Raw genomic sequence first — 20,382 nt, forward strand, 5'->3', positions numbered from 1 at the left:
GGGCAGGACGCGCGGCCTCAGCCGATCATCGTCGGGATGGATTCGAACAGCCGGCGCATGAAGTCGGTCAGCACGGTGATCATCCACGGGCCGGCCAGCACCAGCGTGACGAAGATGGCGATGAGCTTGGGCACGAAGGTCAGCGTCATCTCGTTGATCTGCGTCGCGGCCTGGAAGATGCTGATGATCAGGCCGGTGACGAGCGCGGCGAGGAACAGCGGCGCCGATACCATCAGGGTGACTTCGACGGCCTGGCGGCCCAGTTCGATGACGGAGGTGGGAGTCATGGTCGGTTCCTCTCGGTGCCCCGCGCTAGACCGCGAAGCTCTGCACCAGCGAGCCGATCAGCAGCGTCCAGCCGTCGACCAGCACGAACAGCATGATCTTGAAGGGCAGCGACACGATCACCGGCGACATCATCATCATGCCCATCGACATCAGCACCGACGCGACCACCATGTCGATGATGATGAAGGGAATGAAGACGATGAAGCCGATCTGGAAAGCGGTCTTGATTTCGGAGGTGACGAAGGCCGGGATGATGACGCGCATCGGCAGGTCCTCGGCCTTTTCCACCGGCGGCACCTTGGCCAGCCCGGCGAACAGCGTCAGGTCGGGTTCGCGCACCTGCGCCAGCATGAAGGTCCTGACCGGCACCGAGGCGCGCTGCAAGGCCTCGTCGAACTGGATCTGGCCTTCGGACATGGGCAGGTAGGCGTCGGTATAGACGCGCTCGGCGACCGGCGCCATGATGAAGAAGCTCAGGAACAGGGCCAGGCCGAGCAGCACCTGGTTGGGCGGCGAGGTCTGCGTGCCCATGGCCTGGCGCAGCAGCGAGAACACGATGATGATGCGGGTGAAGCTGGTCATCATCAGCACCATGGCCGGGATGAAGCTCAGCAGCGTCATCAGCAGCAGCGTCTGGATGGTCAGGCTGTAGGTGGTGCCGCCCCCCGGCGTGGCCGTGCTGGTGATCGCCGGCAGCGCCTGCGCCTGCACGATCAGCGGCAGGCCGGCCAGCGCCAGTGCCAGGCCCGTGCGCAGCAGGGGCGATGGACGGTGGCGTTCAGCGCGCATCGCGGCGCTCCATCGCTTGCTTCAGCCAGGCCGGAAAGGAGCGCTGGGGCGAGGGCGGAGCGCCGCCCCCGGTGGCCGGCGGCAGGTCTTCAGGCCTCATCTCGTGCAGCTTGGTGACCGAGCCCGGGGCCACGCCGAGCACCAGCACCTGTTCGCCCAGGCGCACCAGCACCACCCGTTCGCGCGGTCCCACCGCCGCCGCGCCCAGGACCTTGATCGCGGCGGCGCTGCCGCGCGGCGCGGCCAGGCGGCGGATCAACCACAGGCAGGCCAGCAGCAGGGCGATGACGACGGCAAGGCCCGACAGCATCTGGAACAGGCTGCCGGCCAGTTCGGCGGGCGCGGCGTTGCCCGAGGGCGCCGCCGCGGCCTGCGCCAGTGCATCGGCGGCGCCCAGCGACAGCAGCGGCAGGATCAGGAAGCGCGAACGATGCACGGCGGCCCCGCGTTCAGTTGCGGATCTTGCGCATGCGTTCGGCCGGACTGATGATGTCCGTCAGGCGGATGCCGAACTTGTCGTTGACCACCACGACCTCGCCCTGCGCGATCAGGGTGCCGTTGACCAGCACGTCCATCGGCTCGCCGGCCAGGCCGTCCAGCTCGACCACCGAGCCGTGCGCCAGTTGCAGCAGGTTGCGGATCGTCAGTTTGGTGCGCCCCAGCTCCACGGTGATCTGCACCGGGATGTCGAGGATCATGTCGAAGTCGTTCAGCGAGCCCTTGGCGGGGCTGCCGGCGCCGAATTCCTCGAATATCTGGCTGGCCGGGCGAGCCTGGTAGGGCGAGTCTTCCATCGCCGCGGCGGCGAGTTCGGCGGCGACGCGGGCGGCTTCGCTGTCGCCGCCCTGGCTGGCTTCGCTCACCGCCTGCTCCTGCATCGCGGCAGCCCAATCGTCATCGGAAATCTGGTCGTCGTCAGCCATTCTGGCCTCCAGCTAGCAAGGGTGAGGGCTCCTCTTCGTGTGTGAGGATGCGTTCCACCCGGATGGCGTATCGCCCGTTCTTGGTTCCCTGCCTGCACTCGAACACCGGTACGCCATCGATCTCGGCCGACAGAACCTCGGGCACGTTCAGGGGAATCACGTCGCCGACCCGCATGTCGACGATGTCGCGCAGGGTGACGCGCGCCGTGCCGAGGTTGCAGTACAGCTCGACGTCGGCCGCGCGCAACTGGCGCGACAGCAGCTTGATCCAGCGCCGGTCGGAGGTGATGTGGTCGCTCTGCATCGTCGAGTAGAGCAGGTCGCGGATCGGCTCCAGCATCGAGTAAGGGAAGCACACGTGCATCTCGGCCTGGGCGCCGCCGATCTCGAGCGAGAAGGTCGTCGCGATGACGATCTCGGAGGGCGTGGCGATGTTGGCGAACTGCGAGTTCATCTCGGAGCGCACGTATTCGAACTCGAGCTTGAACACCGGCGCCCAGGCCTTTGTGTACTCGGCGAACACGACGTCGAGCATGCCCTGGATGATGCGCTGCTCGGTCGGCGTGAAGTCGCGGCCTTCGACCCGGGTGTGGAAGCGCCCGTCGCCGCCGAACATGTTGTCGACAACGAGAAAGACGAGGTTCGGGTCGAAGACGATCAGCCCGGTGCCGCGCATCGGCTTGGCCGTGACCAAGTTGAGGTTGGTGGGCACGACCAGGTTGCGCACGAATTCTGCGTACTTCTGGACCTTGATCGTGCCGACGGAGACTTCGGTATTGCGGTGTACATAGTTGAAGAAGCCGATGCGCAGATAGCGCGCGAAGCGCTCGTTGATCAGCTCCATCGTGGGCATGCGCCCGCGAACGATGCGCTCCTGCGTGCCCAGGTTGTAGGGGCGCACGCCCTCGGTCGATTGTTCCTCGACCTCGGGCTCGTCGGATTCTCCGGTCACGCCCCGCAGCAGGGCGTCGACTTCTTCTTGGGAGAGAAAATCCGAGGACATGGCGTTTGTCCGCTACTGGATGATGAAGGAGTTGAACAGCACCGCCTGGATCGGGCCCGTCGAGGTGGTGCGGCCGCGGGCATCGGTCTGGACCGGGAAGCCGAGCGCTGCGTTGGTCTCATCGACGATGCTGGCGGCCAGCAGTTCGCGGCCTTCGGTGGTGAACAGTTCCGACGGCAGGCGGCTCGACAGCAGCAGGTTGATGCGGTGCCGGATCTCCGGCATGTAGCCCTTGAGGCCGTCGCCGGTCTTGGCGTCGGCGACGCGCAGCACGATCACGGTCTGCAGGTAGTGGTCGCCCTCGTCGCGGCGCAGGTTCACCGTGAAGGGGTCCAGCGGCACGAAAGTGGGGGGCTTGGACAGATCCACCACCGGGGTGGGCGGCGGCGCGGGCGGGGTGACGACCGCCGACGTGGCGGCGCCGTCCTCGCCCCCCTTGTCCTTGTTCTTGAGCAACAGCAGTACCGCGAGGCCCGCCATGGCGATCAGCGCCACGAGCAGCACGATGACGATGGCGATGAGCAGCTTGCTCTTGCCCTTGGGGGGGGCTTCTCCGCCCGCTTCCGGTTTGGTTGGCGCCTTGGCCATGCGATCCTCCTGATACCTTGCCAAAATTATCCCGGAAGATCGCACGCCGCGAAGCGTGGAAAAGTGGGGCAGAGCTGCCCCAATTCAAGCGCTTCAGACGAAGGTGTCGACCAGTCCGTCGTGTTGCTGCTGCCACACCGCGGGCTTGCCGCCGGCAGTATCCGCGAACGTCTCGCCGCTGCCGCCCGCGTGGCGGCCTTGTCCGCCGCCATCGCTGCCCGCGCTCCGGTCTTCGGAGGTGCTGACGTCGGCCTGTCCCAGGCTGATGCCGGACTGCTGGAGTATCTCGCGCAAACGCGGCAGCGCCTGCTCGAGTGCGTCACGCGCGGCCTGACTGGAGGCGACGAACTGCGCCGTGGTCTGGTCGCCGCTGAGCGAGATCGACACCTCCAGCTTGCCGAGGTTCGGCGGCGTCAGCACCAGCTCGGCCTTGCTCTCCGCGCGGCCGAGCATCCACCGTACCTGGTTGCCGACGTCTTCGGCCCATGCATGCTGGCTTGCGGGCGTCTGGACCGGCAACTGCGGCGTCGACGGAGCCGGTGCGTGCCGCAGCACGCCAAGCAGGTTCGCACCATGATGCCCTCCCGATGCCTGGGCGGGCTGCTGGATCGCCATGTCGCCGTCCCCGGCCTGCAGCGCCGCGGCCGTTCCCGCGGCCTTGTCGGCGATGGCCGCCATGATCGGCAGGCGCCCCTGCACCGACTGCGCCGCGGTGTCGGCATCCGCGCCGGCGTTCGCCAGTCCCGTATCGTCTTTCGGCAGCAGGCCGGCATTCTGAAGCGATTTCCCGGTGCTGTCACCCGCCGCCAGGTCGCCGTCGGCCTCGCCGGCGGCGCTTGCCGTTTCCGAGCGCAGGGCGGCAATCGCTGCCGGCAGGCCGGCAATGGCGGCGGCATCGGCGGTGCCGGCGGCATCCGTGCCCTCTTCGGCCGGCGCCGTCCCGGAGTCGTGAGGCGAGTCGGGGTTTCCGCGCTGGCCGTCGTTGCCGCTGGCCGTGCCGTCCGTTGCGGCGGCGGTTTCGGCCGTGCCGCGTCCCGCGTCCGCGTCCGGGGTTTGCGGCTGGGCGCGTTCCGGTTCCTGCGCTGTGCTGCGCTGTGCGCTGCGATCGGCTTCCCGCTGCCGTACGGGCGAGGCGGTGCGCGGTGAGGCGTCGCTGGCGCGTGTGGTTTGGGTTTGAGCCGGTTGGGCGTGTGAAGCGTGCAACTGGTTCTGCAGCGTGCGCGAGAAAGAGGCCTGTTGCTTGCCGGGGCCGATCAGGCCGGCCAGGCCGGTAGTCATCGCCTGGTCGGACAGCTTGCGCCCGGCGGTACCTTGCAGGCCCTGGGCCAGGCTGGAGGAGGAAACGGATGCGGGCATGGTCTGGCGCCTCTGGAACATGGATGAGCAGGGCTCTCAATGCAAAAGGCGTGCCACTGGGCATGCGGGTCGGCGGAAGCTCCGCCGTGGCGCTCAGTCGTGGGAGGGGCCGTCGCCGTCGAGGCTTGCTCGCCCGCGCCGCGCCGCATGCTCGTCGGCCATCTTCTGTTCCTGGCGGGCTTCGATGCGGGCGAGGCCCGCCTGATGCCGCTGCGACAGGGTGTCGAAGGCCTTGAGCTTGTTGCGTTGCGTGAGCCATTGCTGCTGGCCCTGCGCCGTCTGCTGATGCGACTGCTCGACCATCTTGCGCTGGGCGAGAATGGCATCGTCCAGGCGCGCGATGAAGGCGCCGTAGTTGCGCCAGGCATCCGGGCTGAGGCCCTCGCGGGCGGCTTCGACGAAACGCTGGTTGTACTCGCGCCGGTAGTCTTCGAGCATCTGCAGCTTTTGCGCCACGTCCCGTTCGGCGGCGACCAGTTCGCCCAGGCGGCGGGCGGCGTCGTCGGTGCGGGTCTGGGCGAGGTCGAGGAGGGGCTGCAGATGGAAGCGAGTATTCATGGGAGCCGCATAGCCTCGTTTCTGGCGCCCCGGAGGGCAGTATGACTCCGTATTCTAGCCGCTGTGCGCGGTTTGGCACTTTTCTCGTGCCGCGGGCGCGCGGACGATGTCACGCTCACGCCGAGAACACCTGTGCCAGCTTCTGCAGCGCGCCGTCGTAGGGCTCGCGCTCGTTGATGCCTTGCTGCAGGAAGGCCTCGAGACGCGGGTAGAGCTGTACCGCCGTGTCCAGCACCGGGTCGCCGCCCGGCTGGTAGGCGCCCACCGCGATCAGGTCGCGCGAGCGCTGGTAGCGCGAGAAGAACTGCTTGAACTGGCGCACGACGGCGAAATGGTCGTCGCCGACGAGGCCGTGCATGGCGCGCGAGATCGATTGCTCGATGTCGATGGCCGGATAGTGGCCCTGGTCCGCCAGGTTGCGCGACAGCACGAAGTGGCCGTCGAGGATGGCACGCGCGGCGTCGGCGATGGGGTCCTGCTGGTCGTCGCCTTCGGCGAGCACGGTGTAGAAGGCGGTGATCGAGCCGCCGCCTTCGGGGCCGTTGCCGGCGCGCTCGACCAGCGCCGGCAGGCGGGCGAACACGCTCGGCGGGTAGCCGCGCGTGACGGGGGGCTCGCCGATGGCCAGCGCGATCTCGCGCTGGGCCATCGCGTAGCGCGTCAGCGAATCCATGATCAGCAGCACCTGCTTGCCCTGGTCACGGAAGTACTCCGCCACCGTGGTCGCATACGCTGCGCCCTGCATGCGCATCAGCGGGCTGGTGTCGGCCGGCGCGGCCACCACCACCGAGCGCGCCAGGCCTTCCGGTCCCAGGCTGTGGTCGATGAATTCCTTGACTTCGCGGCCCCGCTCGCCGATCAGGCCGACGACGATGACGTCCGCCGCGGTATAGCGCGCCATCATGCCGATGAGCACCGACTTGCCCACGCCGGAGCCTGCGAACAGGCCGAGGCGCTGGCCGCGGCCGACGGTGAGCAAGGCGTTGATCGCGCGGATGCCGACGTCCAGCGGCTGCTGGATCGGCGCGCGCGTCAGCGGGTTGATCGGGCGTCCCTGCAGCGAGCGTGTCTCCTGCGTGGCCAGCGGCCCGGCGCCGTCGAGCGGGCGGCCCGCGCCGTCGACGACACGGCCGAGCAGGGCATTGCCCACTGGCAGATGCTTGGCGCGGTCGGCGGCGCGGCGGCGCGGCCCGATGCGCTTGCCCGGCACCAGCCGCGGCATGCCCATTTCCATCGGCAGCACGCGTGCGCCGGGGGCCAGGCCGAAGACGTCGTCGGTCGGCATCATGAACAGCTTCTCGCCGCTGAAGCCGACGACCTCGGCCTCGACCGCGCCGCCGCCCGGCACCAGGATCCGGCAGCCCGAGCCCAGCGGCAGCTTGAGTCCGGCCGCTTCCATGACGAGTCCGTTGATGCGCGTGAGCCGGCCCGAGACCTCGAAGGTGCTGGCGTCCCGCGCCAGCCGGCGGCCGTCGGCTAGGAAGTCCCGCCACAGCTCGCTGCCGTGCTTCATGCGGTGTCGCCCCGGCCGTCCGCCGGGCTGCCATCGCCGGCGTCGGCGGCCGCTTCGGCTCCGGTGTCCGTGGCCTCTCCGTCCGCCGCGCCCGTGCTGTCCGCTGCCGGTTCGCCCCCGTCGTCGGCCGGGGAGAAGCGGGCGTGTTCGCGCCCGAGCGATTCCAGCACCCGCCGCCAGCGGGTCTCGAGCGTGGCGTCGACCTGGGCGCCCTGGGCGTCGATGCGGCAGTCGCCGCGCTGCAGGCCGAAGTCCTCCTGCAGGCGGTGGCCGGCGTGCGACAGCTGTTCCCCCATGTGCTCGCGCACCAGCGCGAGATCGTCCGGATGCAACCGGATCTGCGCGTGGCCCTGCGGCAACTGCTGCAGGGCGGCGCGAACGGTGTCGAGGATCGTTGCGGGGTGGAGCTGCAGGGTGTCGTGGACCATCTGCCGCGCCAGCTCGATGGCGAGCGCCATCAGTTCCTCGGCCACCTCGCGGTCGATTTCCGCCAGCGACTGGTCGAGCCGGTCGGCGAGCGACAGGAGGCGCGCGGCCTCGGCTTCGGCTCTCGTCCGGCCTTCCTCGTAGCCCTTGCGCTCGCCCTCGACCAGCCCCGCAGCCAGGCCGGCCTCATGGCCTTCGCGCCGGCCTTCTTCATGCGCGGCGTTGCGGATGTCCTCATGCATGCGCTCGATTTCCTCTGCCGTGGGCAGCTTGAAATCGGGCGGCAGGTCGTAGGCCGGTTCCGGCGTTTCGGCGACGGGCTCGGGTTCGGCAGCGGCGGCGGTTTCCTGTGCGGGCCCGGCCTCGTCCGGAGCGCCGAAGTCCTGCGGTGTCCAGCGCTGGTAGGCGCCCACGGCCTGGTGGCGGGAAATGCTCACGGCACGCTCCCGGGCGCGGGCGAGGCTGGCAGGCCTGTGCGCGTGAGGTGTGGGGCGTGATTAGACGAAGCCATCGTCGCCCCCCTTGCCGGCCATCATCACCTGGCCTTCTTCCGCCAGGCGGCGGACGATCTTGAGGATTTCCTTCTGTTCCGCCTCGACCTCGGACAGGCGTACCGGGCCGCGGGATTCGAGGTCTTCGCGCAGCATCTCGGCGGCGCGGCTCGACATGTTCTTGAAGATCTTCTCGCGCAACTCGGGCTGCGCGCCCTTGAGGGCGACGATGAGCGAGTCGGACTGGACCTCGCGCAGGATGGTCTGGATGCCGCGGTCGTCGATGTCGAGCAGGTTCTCGAACACGAACATCTCGTCCAGGATCTTCTGCGCCAGCTCCGGATCGTATTCGCGCACGTTGTCGATGACGCTCGTTTCGTGCGCCGAACCGACGAAGTTGAGGATTTCCGCTGCGTGGCGCACGCCGCCCATCGACGCCTTCTTCACCGTCGAGGCGCCGGCCAGCATGCGTGTGAGCGCATCGTTGAGTTCGCGCAGGGCGGCGGGCTGCACGCCGTCGAGGGTGGCGATGCGCAGCACCACGTCGTTGCGCAGGCGGTCGTTGAAGTGCTTGAGGATTTCCCCGGCCTGGTCGAATTCGAGGTGGACCAGGATGGTGGCGACGATCTGCGGGTGCTCGTTCTTGATGAGGTCGGCGGCCGTGCCGGCGTCCATCCACTTCAGGCTCTCGATGCCCGCGGTGTCGGACCCCTGGATCATGCGCGCGAGCAGGTGGCTGGCGCGCTCGTCGCCCAGCGCCTTGGTCAGCATCAGGCGCAGTTGCTCTTCGTCCGACTCGATCAGCGCGCCCTTGCCGAAGTGCTCGATCATCTCGATCAGCAGCGGGTCGACCTTGCTGCGGGACTGCGGCGGCATGCTCGCCATCTTCATGCCGATGCGCTGCACTTCGCGCGGGCCGAGGTGTTTCAGCACTTCGGCCGCCTCGTCGGCACCGAGCGTCATCAGCAGCAGGGCGGCCTTTTCCAGCCCTTCTTCGGGTGTCGTCACTTGCGGCCCTCCTCGGCCACGCCCATCCATTCCTTGAGCAGGTTGGCGACGGTCTTGGGATCGTTGCGGGCCAGCTCGCGCGCCCGGGCGAGGCGGCTTTCGTAAGTGTCGGCCTCTTCGCCCGACAGCGACACGAGCACGCCGTCCTCGTCCTCGCCGCCGGGCTCGCCGTCCAGGGCGGAAGCGGCCTGGGCGTCCTTGTCCTGCTTCTCCTTGGGCGGCACCACGGTGCGCAGCAGCGGGCGCAGCACGCCGAAATACACGAACAGGATCGCGATCAGCACCAGCAGCCAGTTCAGGCCCTCGCGGCCGAGCTCGACCATTTCCGGGTCCTTCCACAGCGGCAGCACGGCATCGCCCGTGTCGCCGGCAAAGGCGTTGTTGGCGACGTTGATGGTGTCGCCGCGGTCGGCACTGTAGCCCACCGCCTCGCGCACAACATTGGTGATGCGGGCGATTTCCTCGTCGGTCAGCGGCACCCTGGCCGGGGTGCCGTCGGGGCCGGGAATGCTGCGGTTGTTGACGACGACCGCCACCGACAGGCGCTTGATCTGGCCGACGGCCTGCTTGATGTGCTGGATGTTGCGGTCGACCTCGTAGTTGAGCACCGCGCTGCGGTTGCTGCTGGCGACGCCCTGCGTGCCCGGCTGGCCCGGCCCGACCGCCGGCACGCTGAGCGGGGCGGTGGCGGGTACCGGCGGCTGGTTGGTGAGCGCACCGGGGATGCCCTGCGGTCCCTGCAGCGGATTGATGATCTCGGTGGTCTGCTGGCTGCGGATCGCCTGGTCGGGCGAGGGATTGGGCTTGTAGGTCTCCGCGGTCTGCTCGACCTGGTTGAAATCGACGTCGGCCGTCACCTGGGCGCGGAAGTTGTCCTTGCCGAAGAGCGGCACGAGGATGTTGTCGATACGCTCGATGAGGCCTTCTTCCACCATCCGCACGTACTGCAGCTGGTTGGCATTGAGCCCGGCACGCATCAGCGGGTCGGCCTGCTCGGTGAGCAGCTTGCCGCTCTGGTCGATGATCTTGACGCCTTCGGCCGTCATGCGCGGCACGCTGGACGACACCAGATGCACGATGCCGGCGACCTGGCTCTCGTTGAGCACGCGGCCCGGGCGCAGGTTCACCATCACCGACGCGGTCGGCTTCTGGTCGTCGCGCAGGAAGGCGGTCTGCTTGGGCATCGCCAGATGCACGCGGGCGCTGTCCACGGTGGCGATCGACTGCACGGTGCGCGACAGCTCGCCTTCCAGTGCGCGCTGGTAGTTGACCTGCTCGTTGAACTGCGAGATGCCGAGCTTCTGGCCATCCATCAGCTCGAAGCCGGCCAGTCCGCCCTTGGGCAGGCCCGCGGCGGCCAGGCGCAGGCGGGTTTCGTGGACCTGCGCGCCGGGCACCAGGATCGCATTGCCGTTCGGCGACATGCGATAGGGCACGTTCTGCTGCTGCAGTGCGGAGATGATCTGGCCGCCGTCGCGTTCGTCGAGGTTGGAGAACAGCACCGCGTAGTCGGGCGGACGGTTCCACATCAGCAGGCCCGCGACCAGCGCGATCGCCAGCGCGATCGCGGCGGCGGCGGCGATCTTCTGCTGCTGCGACAGGGCATTGATGTTCTGCAGCGCCTGCTGCAGGCGGGATGCCGCCGCGGGCTCGGCGGCGGGCGCGTCCCCGATGGGCATCTCGGCGGTGTTTTCGGCAGCGGCCATGACGGCGGGTCCTTGGGGTCCACTTTTTCGGATGGACGCATTGTCACGCGGTGCCGGCAAGGGCGGTCGCGTGAATAGCGGCATTTTTTGCCGCCTGTTTGCCGGCTAAGATAGCGCCAACCATGACTAGAGTGCAGGGCGTGAATACGGAACCCCGCCAATCTCCTGCCGGATCGCCTGCCGCGCCGCTGGATGCCGCACAGCTCGCCGAGGCTTTTGCGCTGTTCAACCGCGCGTCCGAGGAGCTGTCGACCGCCTACAACGCGCTGCAGGCGCAGGTCGGGCAGCTCACCGAGCGCCTTTCGGTGCTGATGGGGGCGCTGCCTGCGGCGGTGGTGGTGGTCGACCGCGCAGGGGCCGTGGTGCAGGTCAATCGTGCCGCGGAAGCGCTGTTCGGCGGCACGCTGGTCGGCACGGCCTGGCGCTCGGCATGGGCGCGCCTGCAGGCCACCGAGACGCCGGGCGAGTTCACGCTTGCGCTGCCGGCGCCAGGCGCATGGGGCGCCGGCGAGGAGCCGCGGCGGCTGTCGCTGTCCGAATCCGCGCCGGAGTCGGGCGACGAGCGCATCATCCTGCTGCACGACATCACCGATACCCACCGCATGCGCCTCGCTTCGGAGCGCAACGAACGGCTCGCCGCAATGGGCGAGATGGTCGCCGGCCTGGCGCACCAGTTGCGCACGCCGCTGGCCGCCGCGCTGCTGTACACCGGCAACCTGCGCCAGCCCGAACTCGACGCCGCACAGCGCAGCCGCGTGGCCGACCGCGCGCTGGAGCGCCTGCGCTATCTCGAACGCCTGATCCGCGACATGCTGCTGTTCGCCCGCGGCGACAGCCTCGGGCGGCAGCGCTTCCATGTGTGCGAGCTGGCGGCGGAGCTGGCCCATACGCTGGAGCCGCTGGCGAAGGCGCGCCAGATCGCGTTCGAGGCGAATTGCGGCTGCGGCGACACCGAACTCGTCGGCGACCGCAAGGCCCTGGGCGGCGCGCTGACCAATCTGCTCGAGAATGCCATCCAGGCCAGCGAGGCCGGCGCCTGCGTGCGTTTCGACGTCGCGACCGTCTCCGCGGCCGAAAGCGGCCTCGGCATGGACGCCGTGCGCTTCGCCGTCAGCGACGCGGGGCGCGGCATTGCGCCCGAGCTCCAGGAGCGGCTGTTCGAGCCCTTCTTCACCACGCGCGCCGAAGGCACCGGCCTCGGGCTCGCCATCGCGCGCGGCGTGGCCCGCGGCCACGGCGGCGACATCCTGCTGCGCTCGGCCCCCGGGCAGGGCTCCACCTTCACCCTCAGTCTGCCGCTGTCGCTCGACGCGCCGGCAGGTCCGACTCCATTGCCCCCGCCATCATGATCGAACAGCTCAACATCCTTGTCGTCGAGGACGACGCCGCGCTCCGCGATGCCGTGTGCTTCACGCTGGAGATGGCCCATCACGGCGTCACCGGCGTCGATGGCGGGCCGGCTGCGCTGGCCGAACTGGAACGCCAGCGCTTCAATCTGGTCGTCACCGACTTGCGCATGCAACCGATGGACGGGCTCGAACTGCTGCACGAGATCCGCCTGCGCCAGCCGCAGCTGCCGGTGCTGCTGATGACCGCCTATGGCGACGTCGACAAGGCCGTGGCGGCGATGCGCGGCGGCGCGTGCGACTTTCTGATGAAGCCCTTCGAGCCCGAGGTGCTGTTGGAGAACGTGCGGCGCTACGCGGCGCTGCCGCCCGCCGCCGAGGACACGGTGGCCGAAGATCCGCATACTCGCGGCCTGCTGGCGCTGGCCGCGCGCGTCGCCGAGACTGATGCCACGGTGCTGCTGTCCGGTGAGTCGGGCACCGGCAAGGAAGTCTTCGCACGCTACATCCACAGCCATTCGCCGCGTCGCGCCGGTTCTTTCATCGCCATCAACTGCGCGGCCATCCCCGAGAACCTGCTCGAAGCGACGCTGTTCGGCTACGAGAAAGGCGCCTTCACCGGGGCGCAGGCCTCGCAGCCGGGCAAGTTCGAGCAGGCGCAGGGCGGCACTATCCTGCTCGACGAAATCTCCGAGATGCCGCTCGGCCTGCAGGCCAAGCTGCTGCGCGTGCTGCAGGAGCGCGAGGTGGAGCGTGTCGGCGGCAAGAAGCCGGTGGCGCTCGACATCCGCGTGCTGGCCACCAGCAACCGCGACATGCAGAAGGAAGTCGCCGCGGGACGCTTCCGCGAGGACTTGTACTACCGCCTCAACGTGTTCCCGATCGCGATCCCCGCCTTGCGCGAGCGCCCGGGCGACGTCGCGCCACTGGCCCGCCATTTTCTCGCGCAGCACGCGGCGCGGCTCAAGCGCCAGGTCCGCCTGTCGGCCGAGGCCGAAGCGCTGCTGCCCTGCTATCCGTGGCCGGGCAACGTGCGGGAGTTGGAAAACACGCTGCACCGGGTGCTGATCCTGACGCCGGGCGATACGGTCGGCCCCGAGACGCTGCGCCTGTGCCTGCCGCATTGGGATGGCGCAGCCGTGCCACCGGCGGAACCCGCGCTGTCCGCGCAGGTTCCGGCAAGTGCTGCCGGGGGTGTCGTTCCGCCGGCAATATTTGCCGCCGGCCAGGCCATTCCGCCGCAAGCCGCAGCACCGGCGCAGGCCGCCCGCCCGGCCAACATGAAAGATCTCGAGCGCGAGCATATACTTTCAACGCTGCGCGAACTGGGCGGATCGCGCAAGAAAACCGTCGAAAAGCTGGGAATTTCGGAACGAACCTTGCGTTACAAGCTGCAGCAGTACCGCGACGAAGGCTACGATGTCTAGCCGGCGGGCGAATTGCGCAGCAGTGGCACGAGCCTTGCTCTGCTAGACTGACGTCAACAGCGACAAACAGAGCGACACAGGCCGGGGAACCGAAGATCGACAGACAGATCACAGGCCGGAAACCTGGACCGGAGAGCGAGCATGGACACCCGTGGAATCGACCAGATGTTGAGCGAACTGCGCTCGGTATCCCAGGCTGCACAGAGCAAGCCTGTGGAAACGGCTGCGCCCGCGGCAGGCGGTGTCAACTTCGCCGATGTGCTCGACAACGCCCTCAAGGACGTCAGCGCGGCCCAGTCCGAGGCGCGCCAGATGGCGCAGGAATTTTCCGCCGGCGATCCCAACGTGAATCTTCAGGACGTGATGGTCAACCTCCAGAAGGCCAACCTGTCCTTCCAGCAGATGGTGCAGGTACGCAACCGGCTCGTCACCGCGTACCAGGACATCATGAACATGCCCGTCTGAGGGCACGTCTCCATGCGGCACGACGATCCAGCTATGGCGCCGTCGGTGCTTTGCCATTGGCAAGGATCGTGAGCACGCTGGCCCGGTCTTCCTTCGACATTCTATCGAGCGCAGCATACCCAGCCAGGCGGCTGGCCAGAATTTCCCGATCGTCGAGACGGCTCATGAGCTGCGGTGGGTAGATGAACGCTCCTTTATCCCACTCCGCAGGTGAGGGCAGTGGGAGTTTCACGCCTTGCAGATTCAGAAGCAGTTGGCGGTCTCCGCCTGCGGCCTCTTGGATAGTGAGCTTTGGTTTTTCTCCCCAGCGAAACAGACCCAGCAGCGTCTCTTCTGCAGCGGCATGCTCTCCCTCGGAGAGTGAGATATATGCACCATCCGTGTTCGCCTTGAAAAAACGGTCGTAGATAAGGCGATAAATGAAGTTGTTCGATGCGCAGTCGTTGACCTGTTGCATCAATTCCGGGCAATCCTTTTCCTGCCCCTTGAGGATGAGCATCAAAACATTGCGGCGCAACCACGGGTTATTGGGATTGTCCTTGAGCAGCTTTTGAGCATCCTCGAAAACTGTCTGGCTCACGCCGTCTGGCGGTGCGCTTCTCCATTTTCCTTCCTTCGCGTTCCAAAGAAAGGAATAGATGTACCAAGCTGTGAAGTCCCCGTACAGCATGGCTTGCTGTGCAATGCTCACATCCACCACCATCATGGTGTCGCTAAGCAAACCTTGGCCGTAATGATCCCGGCGTAGGCTGCCAAGCTCTTCCATTGTGTATGATCCGGGCGCGTGCTGTCCCTTGGCGAACATGATTGGCCGTTCGATGAACAATGTGTAGCGTACCAGTTCACCAATCTGGTCCCGGATCAGAGGATCGGCAAGAAAGGCGTTGGTGACTCTCGCAGCACGAGCTTCAGCCTCCTTCGATCCGGTGGGCTCTTCTCTATATGGTGGAGTGCTTGTGCAGAGGTAGTTCTGAAGTCTGCGGCCCAGCACTGTATGTCCGCGGCAATATTCCAGCGGCTGGTGGGCGCTGATGCTGTCCAGGGCTCGGATTCGCTGGAGCATTCCTTGCACCCCAGCAACTGGCCTGGTCATCAATGCATATGCATTGCCGAACCCACCCCAGCCAGGCTTGTTCTTGGTCTCGTACGACCAGGCGCTTTGGAGTAGGCCCAGCGATGGCAAGTACAAGTCATTCTTGTAGTATGCGAGTGCAGATAAGCCGTAGACGAAGGCGCCTGTCTCATCTTGCGTAACTTTTGGGTTCGGCACGCCCAGTCCGCCGAACTGCGTCTCGACCGATGCAATGGTCAATGGATTGCCGGCAAGGCCACCAACGTTCTTGAAGCTGGAGAACCTGTTGTTCAAAGCATGGTAGCAACTGTACGCTTTGTCCCCGTGAGATTCAGTGTAGTCGATTACCGACTGCAGATCCCAGAAGCGCTGCCGTGTGGTGTCGTAGCGGGCACGCCCATTGTTTGCGGGTGTCAAATGCAGGTTCTGCGCGCTCCAGGCGGCATCGCATACCTGAATGTCCTTCCAGATTCCTTGCCGCTGCAAAGCCGAAAGCGTTGCCAGTTCGAAATCAATTCGATCAAAACGCGCATGTGCCTCCCGCCTCAGAGTTTGGACATCGCGCGACAATGCGTCGATTGCCTCCAAGGTTTGCACCTGAAGCTCGATCACCTTGTCGAGCTTCTGATTGATCTGCTCGAAAGCTTGCATGATCTGGCGGATATACACTGCCATGGGATCTGGCTTGCTTCCTCCACCGAAAACACCTGCCACAGAAGCAATGGCGCCGAGGTAATTCCCGTTGAAGGCGTACGTGAGTGCCGACGTGGCTGCTGATCCATACTGAACCGCAGCGTTCAGTTCCTTGCTCTCGGCGCCAAAGGCTCCCATGATTGTATTCAGGTCGCGTGCGTAGCTCACAAACTCAGCTGCTGTACTCGTAATCTCCTGCTGGCGGGCTTGGACTTGCAGGGCTGCGCGTAGGTGCTCTCTCTGTTTTTCAGTGAGCCCGGGTTTGGCACCCCCATCCAGCATCGCCAATCGAACCGCTGGGGGCTGCTGATCGAAAAGCACGTCCTGAATGATCTGCACCTGTGCGGCAGTCGCCTGTTGATCCCTCGCCAAGTCAACCATGCTGGTCTTGAGCGAGTCCAGGTCGTCTCGCATGCCATCCATGGCAGCCTCAAGCCGCATCGCAGCCGCCGCACTCCTGGTGGCAAAACTGCTGAAGGCCTTGGTATGGGCGACCAACTTCTGCTCGACATCAGCAGCGGTTGACGCCGCTTGGCCGGCTACCCGAATGGCCGCCACCGATCCTTGCGCAAACGAGTTCCGAACCGCCGTATCGAGCAATTTTTTCGCCTGCGCGTCGTTGGCCATCTTTTCTTTCATCCGCGAGATGGCGCCTGTCGATTGCTCGAAAAAAGTTGCTGCCTCATCGTACTTGCCGGCCCCCAGAAGCGCGTCCATGGTCTGCCGCTGATCGCCATTCATCTGATCCAGTCCGCGGCTCAGTGCAGCAGACGCTTTCCCCTGTGTGTCCGCAACGATCCAATCCCGTGCCATGTCGTTGGCGCGAGATGCAAGAACGCCTATTGGAACGGTCACTACCGTCCCTACACCTGTGGAGCTACCTGCTGCTGTACCGGCAACGATCGCGACTTCAAACGATGAATGCAGCAAATCCGCTGAATACCGGATATCGCGCATTCGAGCATGGTAGCTTTCAAGCAAGGCGGTGCCTTGGGAACCGATACGCTGTGCCTCGGGCACGGATACGAATGGTTTCTGTGAGTCGGCAATAAGCTCGATCGTGTTGACGGCGAACTCGACTCCAGCAACGGCAAGAGCTGCGGTGGCTTTGTCCGTCAGCGGTCTGAGTTGTGCTGATGTCGTCTGCGCAAACGCTGGGCGTGCCCAGATGGTGCCGACGGCAACAGCAACTACAAATGCAACAGGAGTCATTCGTGGGCAAGTCATTGCTGTTGCCCATTACGTAGTGAGTCGCTGGTGCCACGCACAGCGTCTATGAAAGCCGGGTCAGCCAACAGTTTTGCCGCTACCACTGGAAGCAGCGCCTCCTGCAGGATGGGGTTGGCTGCCAACTCGGAAGGTGCTGCCTTCACTTCCTCAACGAGCGTCTTCAGCGAATCATCGCGCCAAGCCGACGCCTTGGCGTTTGCTGCGTCATATGCTTTTCTTGTTTCCTCAAGCTTGGCTGTGTTGGCAGCCAGTTCCTGGCGCAATTCCCGAATTTGCTGGAGCAGTGCATTCTGAGTAGTCAACTGCTTTCCCAACAGAGTCGCCGATACCGCATCGACCGGGAGGAACTCGTCGTCGCTCGCAGACGTATTCCAGAGGCCATCTCGTCTTGTAATGCAGCCTCTTCGTGCATCGAACGATGTTGCTTGTTTTTTGCCCACATCAGCCAAAGATTTGCATAGCTCTGTTAGCTCAGAACTCTGCGCTTGGGCGAACTGTGCAAAGCTTCCAAGCACAAACAACACAAGTATTCTTCGCATGACATACCCTCCTCTGTTCCTGGCAATGTACGTATGAACATGCCACCTGACTCGAAGCAGATCAAGTGGCCACTGTAGCCCTCGCTACAGCACTATTGAGCCGGCAAGCAAAAAGAATCCTGGAGCTGTTCGCAAGTAGCCAGATGCAGGCGCACGCAAGCTGCAGCAAGGCGTTGATGAGGTGCCCTACGTTTTCCGTCTTCCAACTGGCCGTCCTCATGCTGCCATTTTTTGCTGATTCTGTCGTTCGATCCAGTTCTGCAATCCACGCATGGCGTAAGCGGCCAGGCGGGCCTGGTAAGCCTGGCTGGCGTATTGACTTCCCCGATCGGAGTGGAACAGCACGCTCGGTCCTGGGCGCCGGCGAAACCATGCCATCGACAGCGCATCGAGCACCAGATCGGTCGTCATCCGTGGTTTGATCGACCAGCCGATCACTTCGCGGTTGAACAGGTCGATCGCCACCGCCAGGTACAGCCAGCCCTCGGCGGTGGCGATGTAGGTGATGTCGCCCGTCCATACCCGATTGGGCGCCTGAGGCGCGAACTGGCGCTCGAGCACATTCTCCGCCACCGGCAGGTGATGCCTGGAGTCGGTCGTCGCCTTGTAGCGCCGCTTGTGCCGTGCCCGAATGCCGTTCTCGCGCATCAGTCGCTCGATGCGCGGCAAGCCGATCCGGTAGCCACGCCCACGCAACTCGGCGTGGATGCGTCGTGCCCCGTAGGCCTGCCGGACCTCCTGATGAACCGTGCGGATCAGTACCAGGGCCTGCGCATCGGTCAGGCGCTTGCGCTCCGGCGTCCCGCCTCCTCGCCAAGCCCGAAAGCCGCTCTGGCTCACCGATAAGGCCTCGCACAGGACAGGCAACGGAAAGGATCTGCGCTGCGTCTCGATCCAGGCATATTTCACAGCAGCTCCTTCGCGAAATATGCCGTCGCTTTCCTAAGAAACACCTGACTCAACCGGCTGTAGCGAGAAGCCGAAGTGGGCGGCCCGACGTTGCAGCTGCTTGACGACCCGCTCGCGGTAGCGCTGCTCGTACTGCTCGGCACCAGGATCCTCGTACTGCATTCCGAATCGCATCGCCCGGTAGAAGAGGACGGCGATCTTGCGTGCCGTGGCCGTCAGCGCCTTGGCCTTTCCGATGCGCGCGGCCAACCTGCGGTAGAACGCCCCCAGCGCGGTTTCGGTACGCCCGACGGTGGTTGCCACCAGTCGCAGTCGCGCGGCCACGCGGCTGTTGCTTTTGCGAGTGCGCGAGGACAGCACCTTGCCGCCACTGATTTTGCAACCCGGCGCCAGCGTCAGCCATGACGTGAAGTGCTTCTCCGTGGGCCATCGGCTCATGTCCGTGCCGCATTCGGCGATCAAGGCAAGCGCCACGCTCGGCCCAATGCCATGGATGCGGGTCAGATCCATGCCCGTGAGCTGGTACAGCAGCCCTCGCGCATCGAACTTCGGCGCGTTGGTCTGCTTGGTGCGGTGGCGCGGTTTGGCCAGAGGCTCCGACGGTTCGACCTTGTCCGCGCACAACATCTGCAGCGCACGCTCGATCTGTGCATCGCAGTCAACAATGCGGTCCTGGTAGAAGTCGAACAATGCCAGGGCTTGGGACAGCGCGAACACGTGCTCGGGCTGATAGTTGCCCACCATGGCCGCGCGAATCGTCTGGGTGCTCTCGCGACACCGGACATCGCGCATGCTCGCCAGGACATCGGGGTCGCGCTCACCGGCAACGATGGCGCGCACGATCCTCAGCCCGGTCACCCCGCTGATGTCGCTGATGACATGGTGTAGCTGCAGGTTCATGTGGATCAGCGCCTTTTGCATGTGCTGCATGTGCGCCGCGGCGTACTCGAGATGCCGTTCGCGAATGCGCATGTAGGCGCGTAACGCCGCTATCTCGCGCGTCGGGCGGAAGCTGGCGCGCAGCAAGCCCGCAGGCATGCAGACGTTGCAGCCACTGGGCGTCGTTGACGTCGCTCTTGCGACCGGGCACAGCCTTGCAGTCCCTCGCGTTGGCCAGCACCACCGCCAACCCGCGATCCTCCAGGATCTCGTACACGGGGATCCAGTAAACGCCCGTGGACTCCATCGCCACCGTCTTGATCCCCAGCGCCACCAGCCAATCGGCCATGCGCTCGATATCGCCCGTGAAGCTTTGGAACGTCTGTACCGGATCGTCGCTCAGTTCCGGTGGCACGGCCGCGACCTGGATGCGCGAGCCGATGTCGATGCCCGCCGCCCGATCATTGACGATGGGCAGGCCGAGCGCCTTTGCTTTCTTGGACATGGCAGCCTCCTCTAGGCAAGGTGCCAGACAGGGGAGCGGTTCAAATCAATTTCCTAAACGGGGTCGCACGAGGCGCCACCACAGCTGGGTCCGCTGATTCCCCACGGGCCAAGTTTTTTGACGGGGACGAAAGCCTCCAAAAAGCTGACGGCCACGGTCTGGCTCAGGCCAGTGTAGGCAGCACCCGTGTTTCTTTCCATCGGGACGGGGCGCCGCCGCGAAAGACGTTTTTTAGGATCTCATTTTCCATCTCGAGGCGCACCACCTGAGCGCGCAACCGGGACAGCTCCATCTGCTCGGCAGTGATCTGCTTGGCGCCGGCCGGATTCAGCTTGCCCGCCTTCGCCGCCTTCGCCGCCTTCGCCGCCTTCGCCGCCTTCGCCGCCTTCGCCGCCTTGGCCCAGTTGCGCAGCGTCTGCTCAACCAACCCCAGTTCCTCGGCAACACGGGCAATGTTGCCGACCTCGTCAGCTCGCTTGACGGCCTGCTCCTTGAACTCAGCCGTGTACTCCTGCTTCGGGATGCGCTTCACGTCGTTCTTCCTCTCGTTGTGTCGATCCTACGACGACTACGTTGGAAGACGAAATTCATGGGGCAGCTCATCACAGGTCTTATATAGGACTTTTGCCCTTTGGCCTTGACCGGAGCACGAATCGGTCGCATCCTCG

The 20,382-nt window shown here is 65.6% G+C and carries 19 protein-coding genes and 2 pseudogenes; 3 read left to right on the forward strand and 18 right to left on the reverse strand.

Translation table 11 applies throughout. The features are described 5' to 3' along the window. Nucleotides 1–17: 17 nt before the first annotated feature. The 12 genes from fliQ to fliF all read right to left on the reverse strand — a co-directional run bounded on the left by fliQ (nucleotide 18) and on the right by fliF (nucleotide 10,649). On the reverse strand, nucleotides 18–287 hold the full coding sequence (gene fliQ, locus C666_RS05830; protein WP_004335311.1) for a flagellar biosynthesis protein FliQ: 270 nt from the start codon (nucleotides 285–287) through the stop codon (nucleotides 18–20). Nucleotides 288–312: 25 nt separating this feature from the next. After that, nucleotides 313–1,077 carry a flagellar type III secretion system pore protein FliP gene (gene fliP / locus C666_RS05835; protein ID WP_004335313.1) on the reverse strand — a complete coding sequence of 255 codons (765 nt, stop codon included), beginning with the start codon at nucleotides 1,075–1,077 and terminating at the stop codon, nucleotides 313–315. Next, nucleotides 1,067–1,513: a flagellar biosynthetic protein FliO gene (fliO, locus tag C666_RS05840; protein WP_004335315.1), complete on the reverse strand. Its 447-nt coding sequence runs from the start codon at nucleotides 1,511–1,513 to the stop codon at nucleotides 1,067–1,069. The genes fliP and fliO overlap by 11 nt, the downstream gene beginning before the upstream one ends. A 13-nt stretch (nucleotides 1,514–1,526) precedes the next feature. Beyond that, a complete protein-coding gene (gene fliN / locus C666_RS05845; protein WP_004335317.1) occupies nucleotides 1,527–2,000 on the reverse strand; it encodes a flagellar motor switch protein FliN in 474 nt (157 codons plus the stop codon). Next, nucleotides 1,993–3,003 carry a flagellar motor switch protein FliM gene (gene fliM, locus C666_RS05850; RefSeq protein ID WP_004335319.1) on the reverse strand — a complete coding sequence of 337 codons (1,011 nt, stop codon included), beginning with the start codon at nucleotides 3,001–3,003 and terminating at the stop codon, nucleotides 1,993–1,995. The genes fliN and fliM overlap by 8 nt, the downstream gene beginning before the upstream one ends. Nucleotides 3,004–3,015: 12 nt before the next feature. Beyond that, a complete protein-coding gene (locus tag C666_RS05855) occupies nucleotides 3,016–3,591 on the reverse strand; it encodes a flagellar basal body-associated FliL family protein (protein ID WP_004335321.1) in 576 nt (191 codons plus the stop codon). Nucleotides 3,592–3,684: 93 nt separating this feature from the next. Beyond that, nucleotides 3,685–4,947, reverse strand: a complete 1,263-nt coding sequence (locus C666_RS05860; RefSeq protein WP_154666278.1) for a flagellar hook-length control protein FliK — start codon at nucleotides 4,945–4,947, stop codon at nucleotides 3,685–3,687. Nucleotides 4,948–5,040: 93 nt separating this feature from the next. Further along, entirely contained in the window at nucleotides 5,041–5,505 is a 465-nt protein-coding gene (gene fliJ, locus C666_RS05865) for a flagellar export protein FliJ (RefSeq protein WP_004335326.1), read from the reverse strand. 115 nt (nucleotides 5,506–5,620) lie between these two features. After that, on the reverse strand, nucleotides 5,621–7,018 hold the full coding sequence (gene fliI / locus C666_RS05870; RefSeq protein WP_004335328.1) for a flagellar protein export ATPase FliI: 1,398 nt from the start codon (nucleotides 7,016–7,018) through the stop codon (nucleotides 5,621–5,623). Continuing rightward, the gene (locus C666_RS05875) at nucleotides 7,015–7,881 is read right to left on the reverse strand and encodes a flagellar assembly protein FliH (protein WP_004335330.1); all 867 of its coding nucleotides are present in this window, start codon (nucleotides 7,879–7,881) and stop codon (nucleotides 7,015–7,017) included. Before C666_RS05875 ends, fliI begins: the two co-directional genes overlap by 4 nt. A 60-nt stretch (nucleotides 7,882–7,941) precedes the next feature. After that, nucleotides 7,942–8,943, reverse strand: a complete 1,002-nt coding sequence (gene fliG, locus C666_RS05880) for a flagellar motor switch protein FliG (protein ID WP_004335332.1) — start codon at nucleotides 8,941–8,943, stop codon at nucleotides 7,942–7,944. Continuing rightward, nucleotides 8,940–10,649, reverse strand: coding sequence for a flagellar basal-body MS-ring/collar protein FliF (fliF, locus tag C666_RS05885; RefSeq protein WP_004335334.1), 1,710 nt, complete (start codon nucleotides 10,647–10,649; stop codon nucleotides 8,940–8,942). Before fliF ends, fliG begins: the two co-directional genes overlap by 4 nt. Before the next feature lie 122 nt (nucleotides 10,650–10,771). Here fliF and C666_RS05890 point away from each other — a divergent pair, with 122 nt between their 5' ends. The 3 genes from C666_RS05890 (at nucleotide 10,772) to fliE (ending at nucleotide 13,887) form a co-directional block, all read left to right on the forward strand. Further along, nucleotides 10,772–11,998 (forward strand): sensor histidine kinase, encoded by a 1,227-nt coding sequence (locus C666_RS05890; protein WP_051019877.1) that lies wholly within the window; start codon nucleotides 10,772–10,774, stop codon nucleotides 11,996–11,998. Then, nucleotides 11,995–13,422 (forward strand): sigma-54-dependent transcriptional regulator, encoded by a 1,428-nt coding sequence (locus tag C666_RS05895; RefSeq protein ID WP_004335337.1) that lies wholly within the window; start codon nucleotides 11,995–11,997, stop codon nucleotides 13,420–13,422. The genes C666_RS05890 and C666_RS05895 overlap by 4 nt, the downstream gene beginning before the upstream one ends. A gap of 141 nt (nucleotides 13,423–13,563) precedes the next feature. Further along, on the forward strand, nucleotides 13,564–13,887 hold the full coding sequence (fliE, locus tag C666_RS05900) for a flagellar hook-basal body complex protein FliE (protein ID WP_004335340.1): 324 nt from the start codon (nucleotides 13,564–13,566) through the stop codon (nucleotides 13,885–13,887). 31 nt (nucleotides 13,888–13,918) lie between these two features. On the opposite strand, the gene C666_RS05905 is transcribed toward fliE, so the two are convergent. The 6 genes and pseudogenes from C666_RS05905 to C666_RS05920 all read right to left on the reverse strand — a co-directional run. Then, nucleotides 13,919–16,864 (reverse strand): hypothetical protein, encoded by a 2,946-nt coding sequence (locus C666_RS05905; RefSeq protein WP_154666279.1) that lies wholly within the window; start codon nucleotides 16,862–16,864, stop codon nucleotides 13,919–13,921. 11 nt (nucleotides 16,865–16,875) lie between these two features. Further along, on the reverse strand, nucleotides 16,876–17,421 hold the full coding sequence (locus C666_RS20375; protein WP_154666280.1) for a hypothetical protein: 546 nt from the start codon (nucleotides 17,419–17,421) through the stop codon (nucleotides 16,876–16,878). 267 nt (nucleotides 17,422–17,688) lie between these two features. Continuing rightward, nucleotides 17,689–18,363: pseudogene (locus C666_RS05910) on the reverse strand (IS3 family transposase); the annotation flags it as partial. Beyond that, nucleotides 18,364–19,230, reverse strand: coding sequence for a transposase (locus C666_RS20875; RefSeq protein ID WP_245603965.1), 867 nt, complete (start codon nucleotides 19,228–19,230; stop codon nucleotides 18,364–18,366). It lies immediately after the preceding pseudogene. After that, nucleotides 19,148–19,714 (reverse strand): IS110 family transposase, encoded by a 567-nt coding sequence (locus tag C666_RS20880; protein WP_004335349.1) that lies wholly within the window; start codon nucleotides 19,712–19,714, stop codon nucleotides 19,148–19,150. Before C666_RS20880 ends, C666_RS20875 begins: the two co-directional genes overlap by 83 nt. Nucleotides 19,715–19,943: 229 nt before the next feature. Continuing rightward, nucleotides 19,944–20,246: pseudogene (locus tag C666_RS05920) on the reverse strand (transposase); the annotation flags it as partial. Nucleotides 20,247–20,382: the final 136 nt, after the last annotated feature.

Origin of the sequence: Thauera linaloolentis 47Lol = DSM 12138, from assembly GCF_000310205.1 — a bacterium.
Taxonomy (GTDB): Bacteria; Pseudomonadota; Gammaproteobacteria; order Burkholderiales; family Rhodocyclaceae; genus Thauera; species Thauera linaloolentis.

What these genes read in the sequence shown, in the direction of transcription:
- C666_RS05855 (WP_004335321.1), bottom strand. Translation starts at nt 3,591, where the DNA reads ATGGCCAAGGCGCCAACCAAACCGGAAGCGGGCGGAGAAGCCCCCCCC.
- fliF (WP_004335334.1), bottom strand. Translation starts at nt 10,649, where the DNA reads ATGGCCGCTGCCGAAAACACCGCCGAGATGCCCATCGGGGACGCGCCC.
- fliP (WP_004335313.1), bottom strand. Translation starts at nt 1,077, where the DNA reads ATGCGCGCTGAACGCCACCGTCCATCGCCCCTGCTGCGCACGGGCCTG.
- fliN (WP_004335317.1), bottom strand. Translation starts at nt 2,000, where the DNA reads ATGGCTGACGACGACCAGATTTCCGATGACGATTGGGCTGCCGCGATG.
- fliQ (WP_004335311.1), bottom strand. Translation starts at nt 287, where the DNA reads ATGACTCCCACCTCCGTCATCGAACTGGGCCGCCAGGCCGTCGAAGTC.
- C666_RS20880 (WP_004335349.1), bottom strand. Translation starts at nt 19,714, where the DNA reads ATGTCCAAGAAAGCAAAGGCGCTCGGCCTGCCCATCGTCAATGATCGG.
- fliM (WP_004335319.1), bottom strand. Translation starts at nt 3,003, where the DNA reads ATGTCCTCGGATTTTCTCTCCCAAGAAGAAGTCGACGCCCTGCTGCGG.
- C666_RS20875 (WP_245603965.1), bottom strand. Translation starts at nt 19,230, where the DNA reads ATGAACCTGCAGCTACACCATGTCATCAGCGACATCAGCGGGGTGACC.
- fliJ (WP_004335326.1), bottom strand. Translation starts at nt 5,505, where the DNA reads ATGAATACTCGCTTCCATCTGCAGCCCCTCCTCGACCTCGCCCAGACC.
- C666_RS05905 (WP_154666279.1), bottom strand. Translation starts at nt 16,864, where the DNA reads ATGACTCCTGTTGCATTTGTAGTTGCTGTTGCCGTCGGCACCATCTGG.
- C666_RS05860 (WP_154666278.1), bottom strand. Translation starts at nt 4,947, where the DNA reads ATGCCCGCATCCGTTTCCTCCTCCAGCCTGGCCCAGGGCCTGCAAGGT.
- fliI (WP_004335328.1), bottom strand. Translation starts at nt 7,018, where the DNA reads ATGAAGCACGGCAGCGAGCTGTGGCGGGACTTCCTAGCCGACGGCCGC.
- C666_RS20375 (WP_154666280.1), bottom strand. Translation starts at nt 17,421, where the DNA reads ATGCGAAGAATACTTGTGTTGTTTGTGCTTGGAAGCTTTGCACAGTTC.
- fliE (WP_004335340.1), top strand. Translation starts at nt 13,564, where the DNA reads ATGGACACCCGTGGAATCGACCAGATGTTGAGCGAACTGCGCTCGGTA.
- C666_RS05890 (WP_051019877.1), top strand. Translation starts at nt 10,772, where the DNA reads ATGACTAGAGTGCAGGGCGTGAATACGGAACCCCGCCAATCTCCTGCC.
- C666_RS05895 (WP_004335337.1), top strand. Translation starts at nt 11,995, where the DNA reads ATGATCGAACAGCTCAACATCCTTGTCGTCGAGGACGACGCCGCGCTC.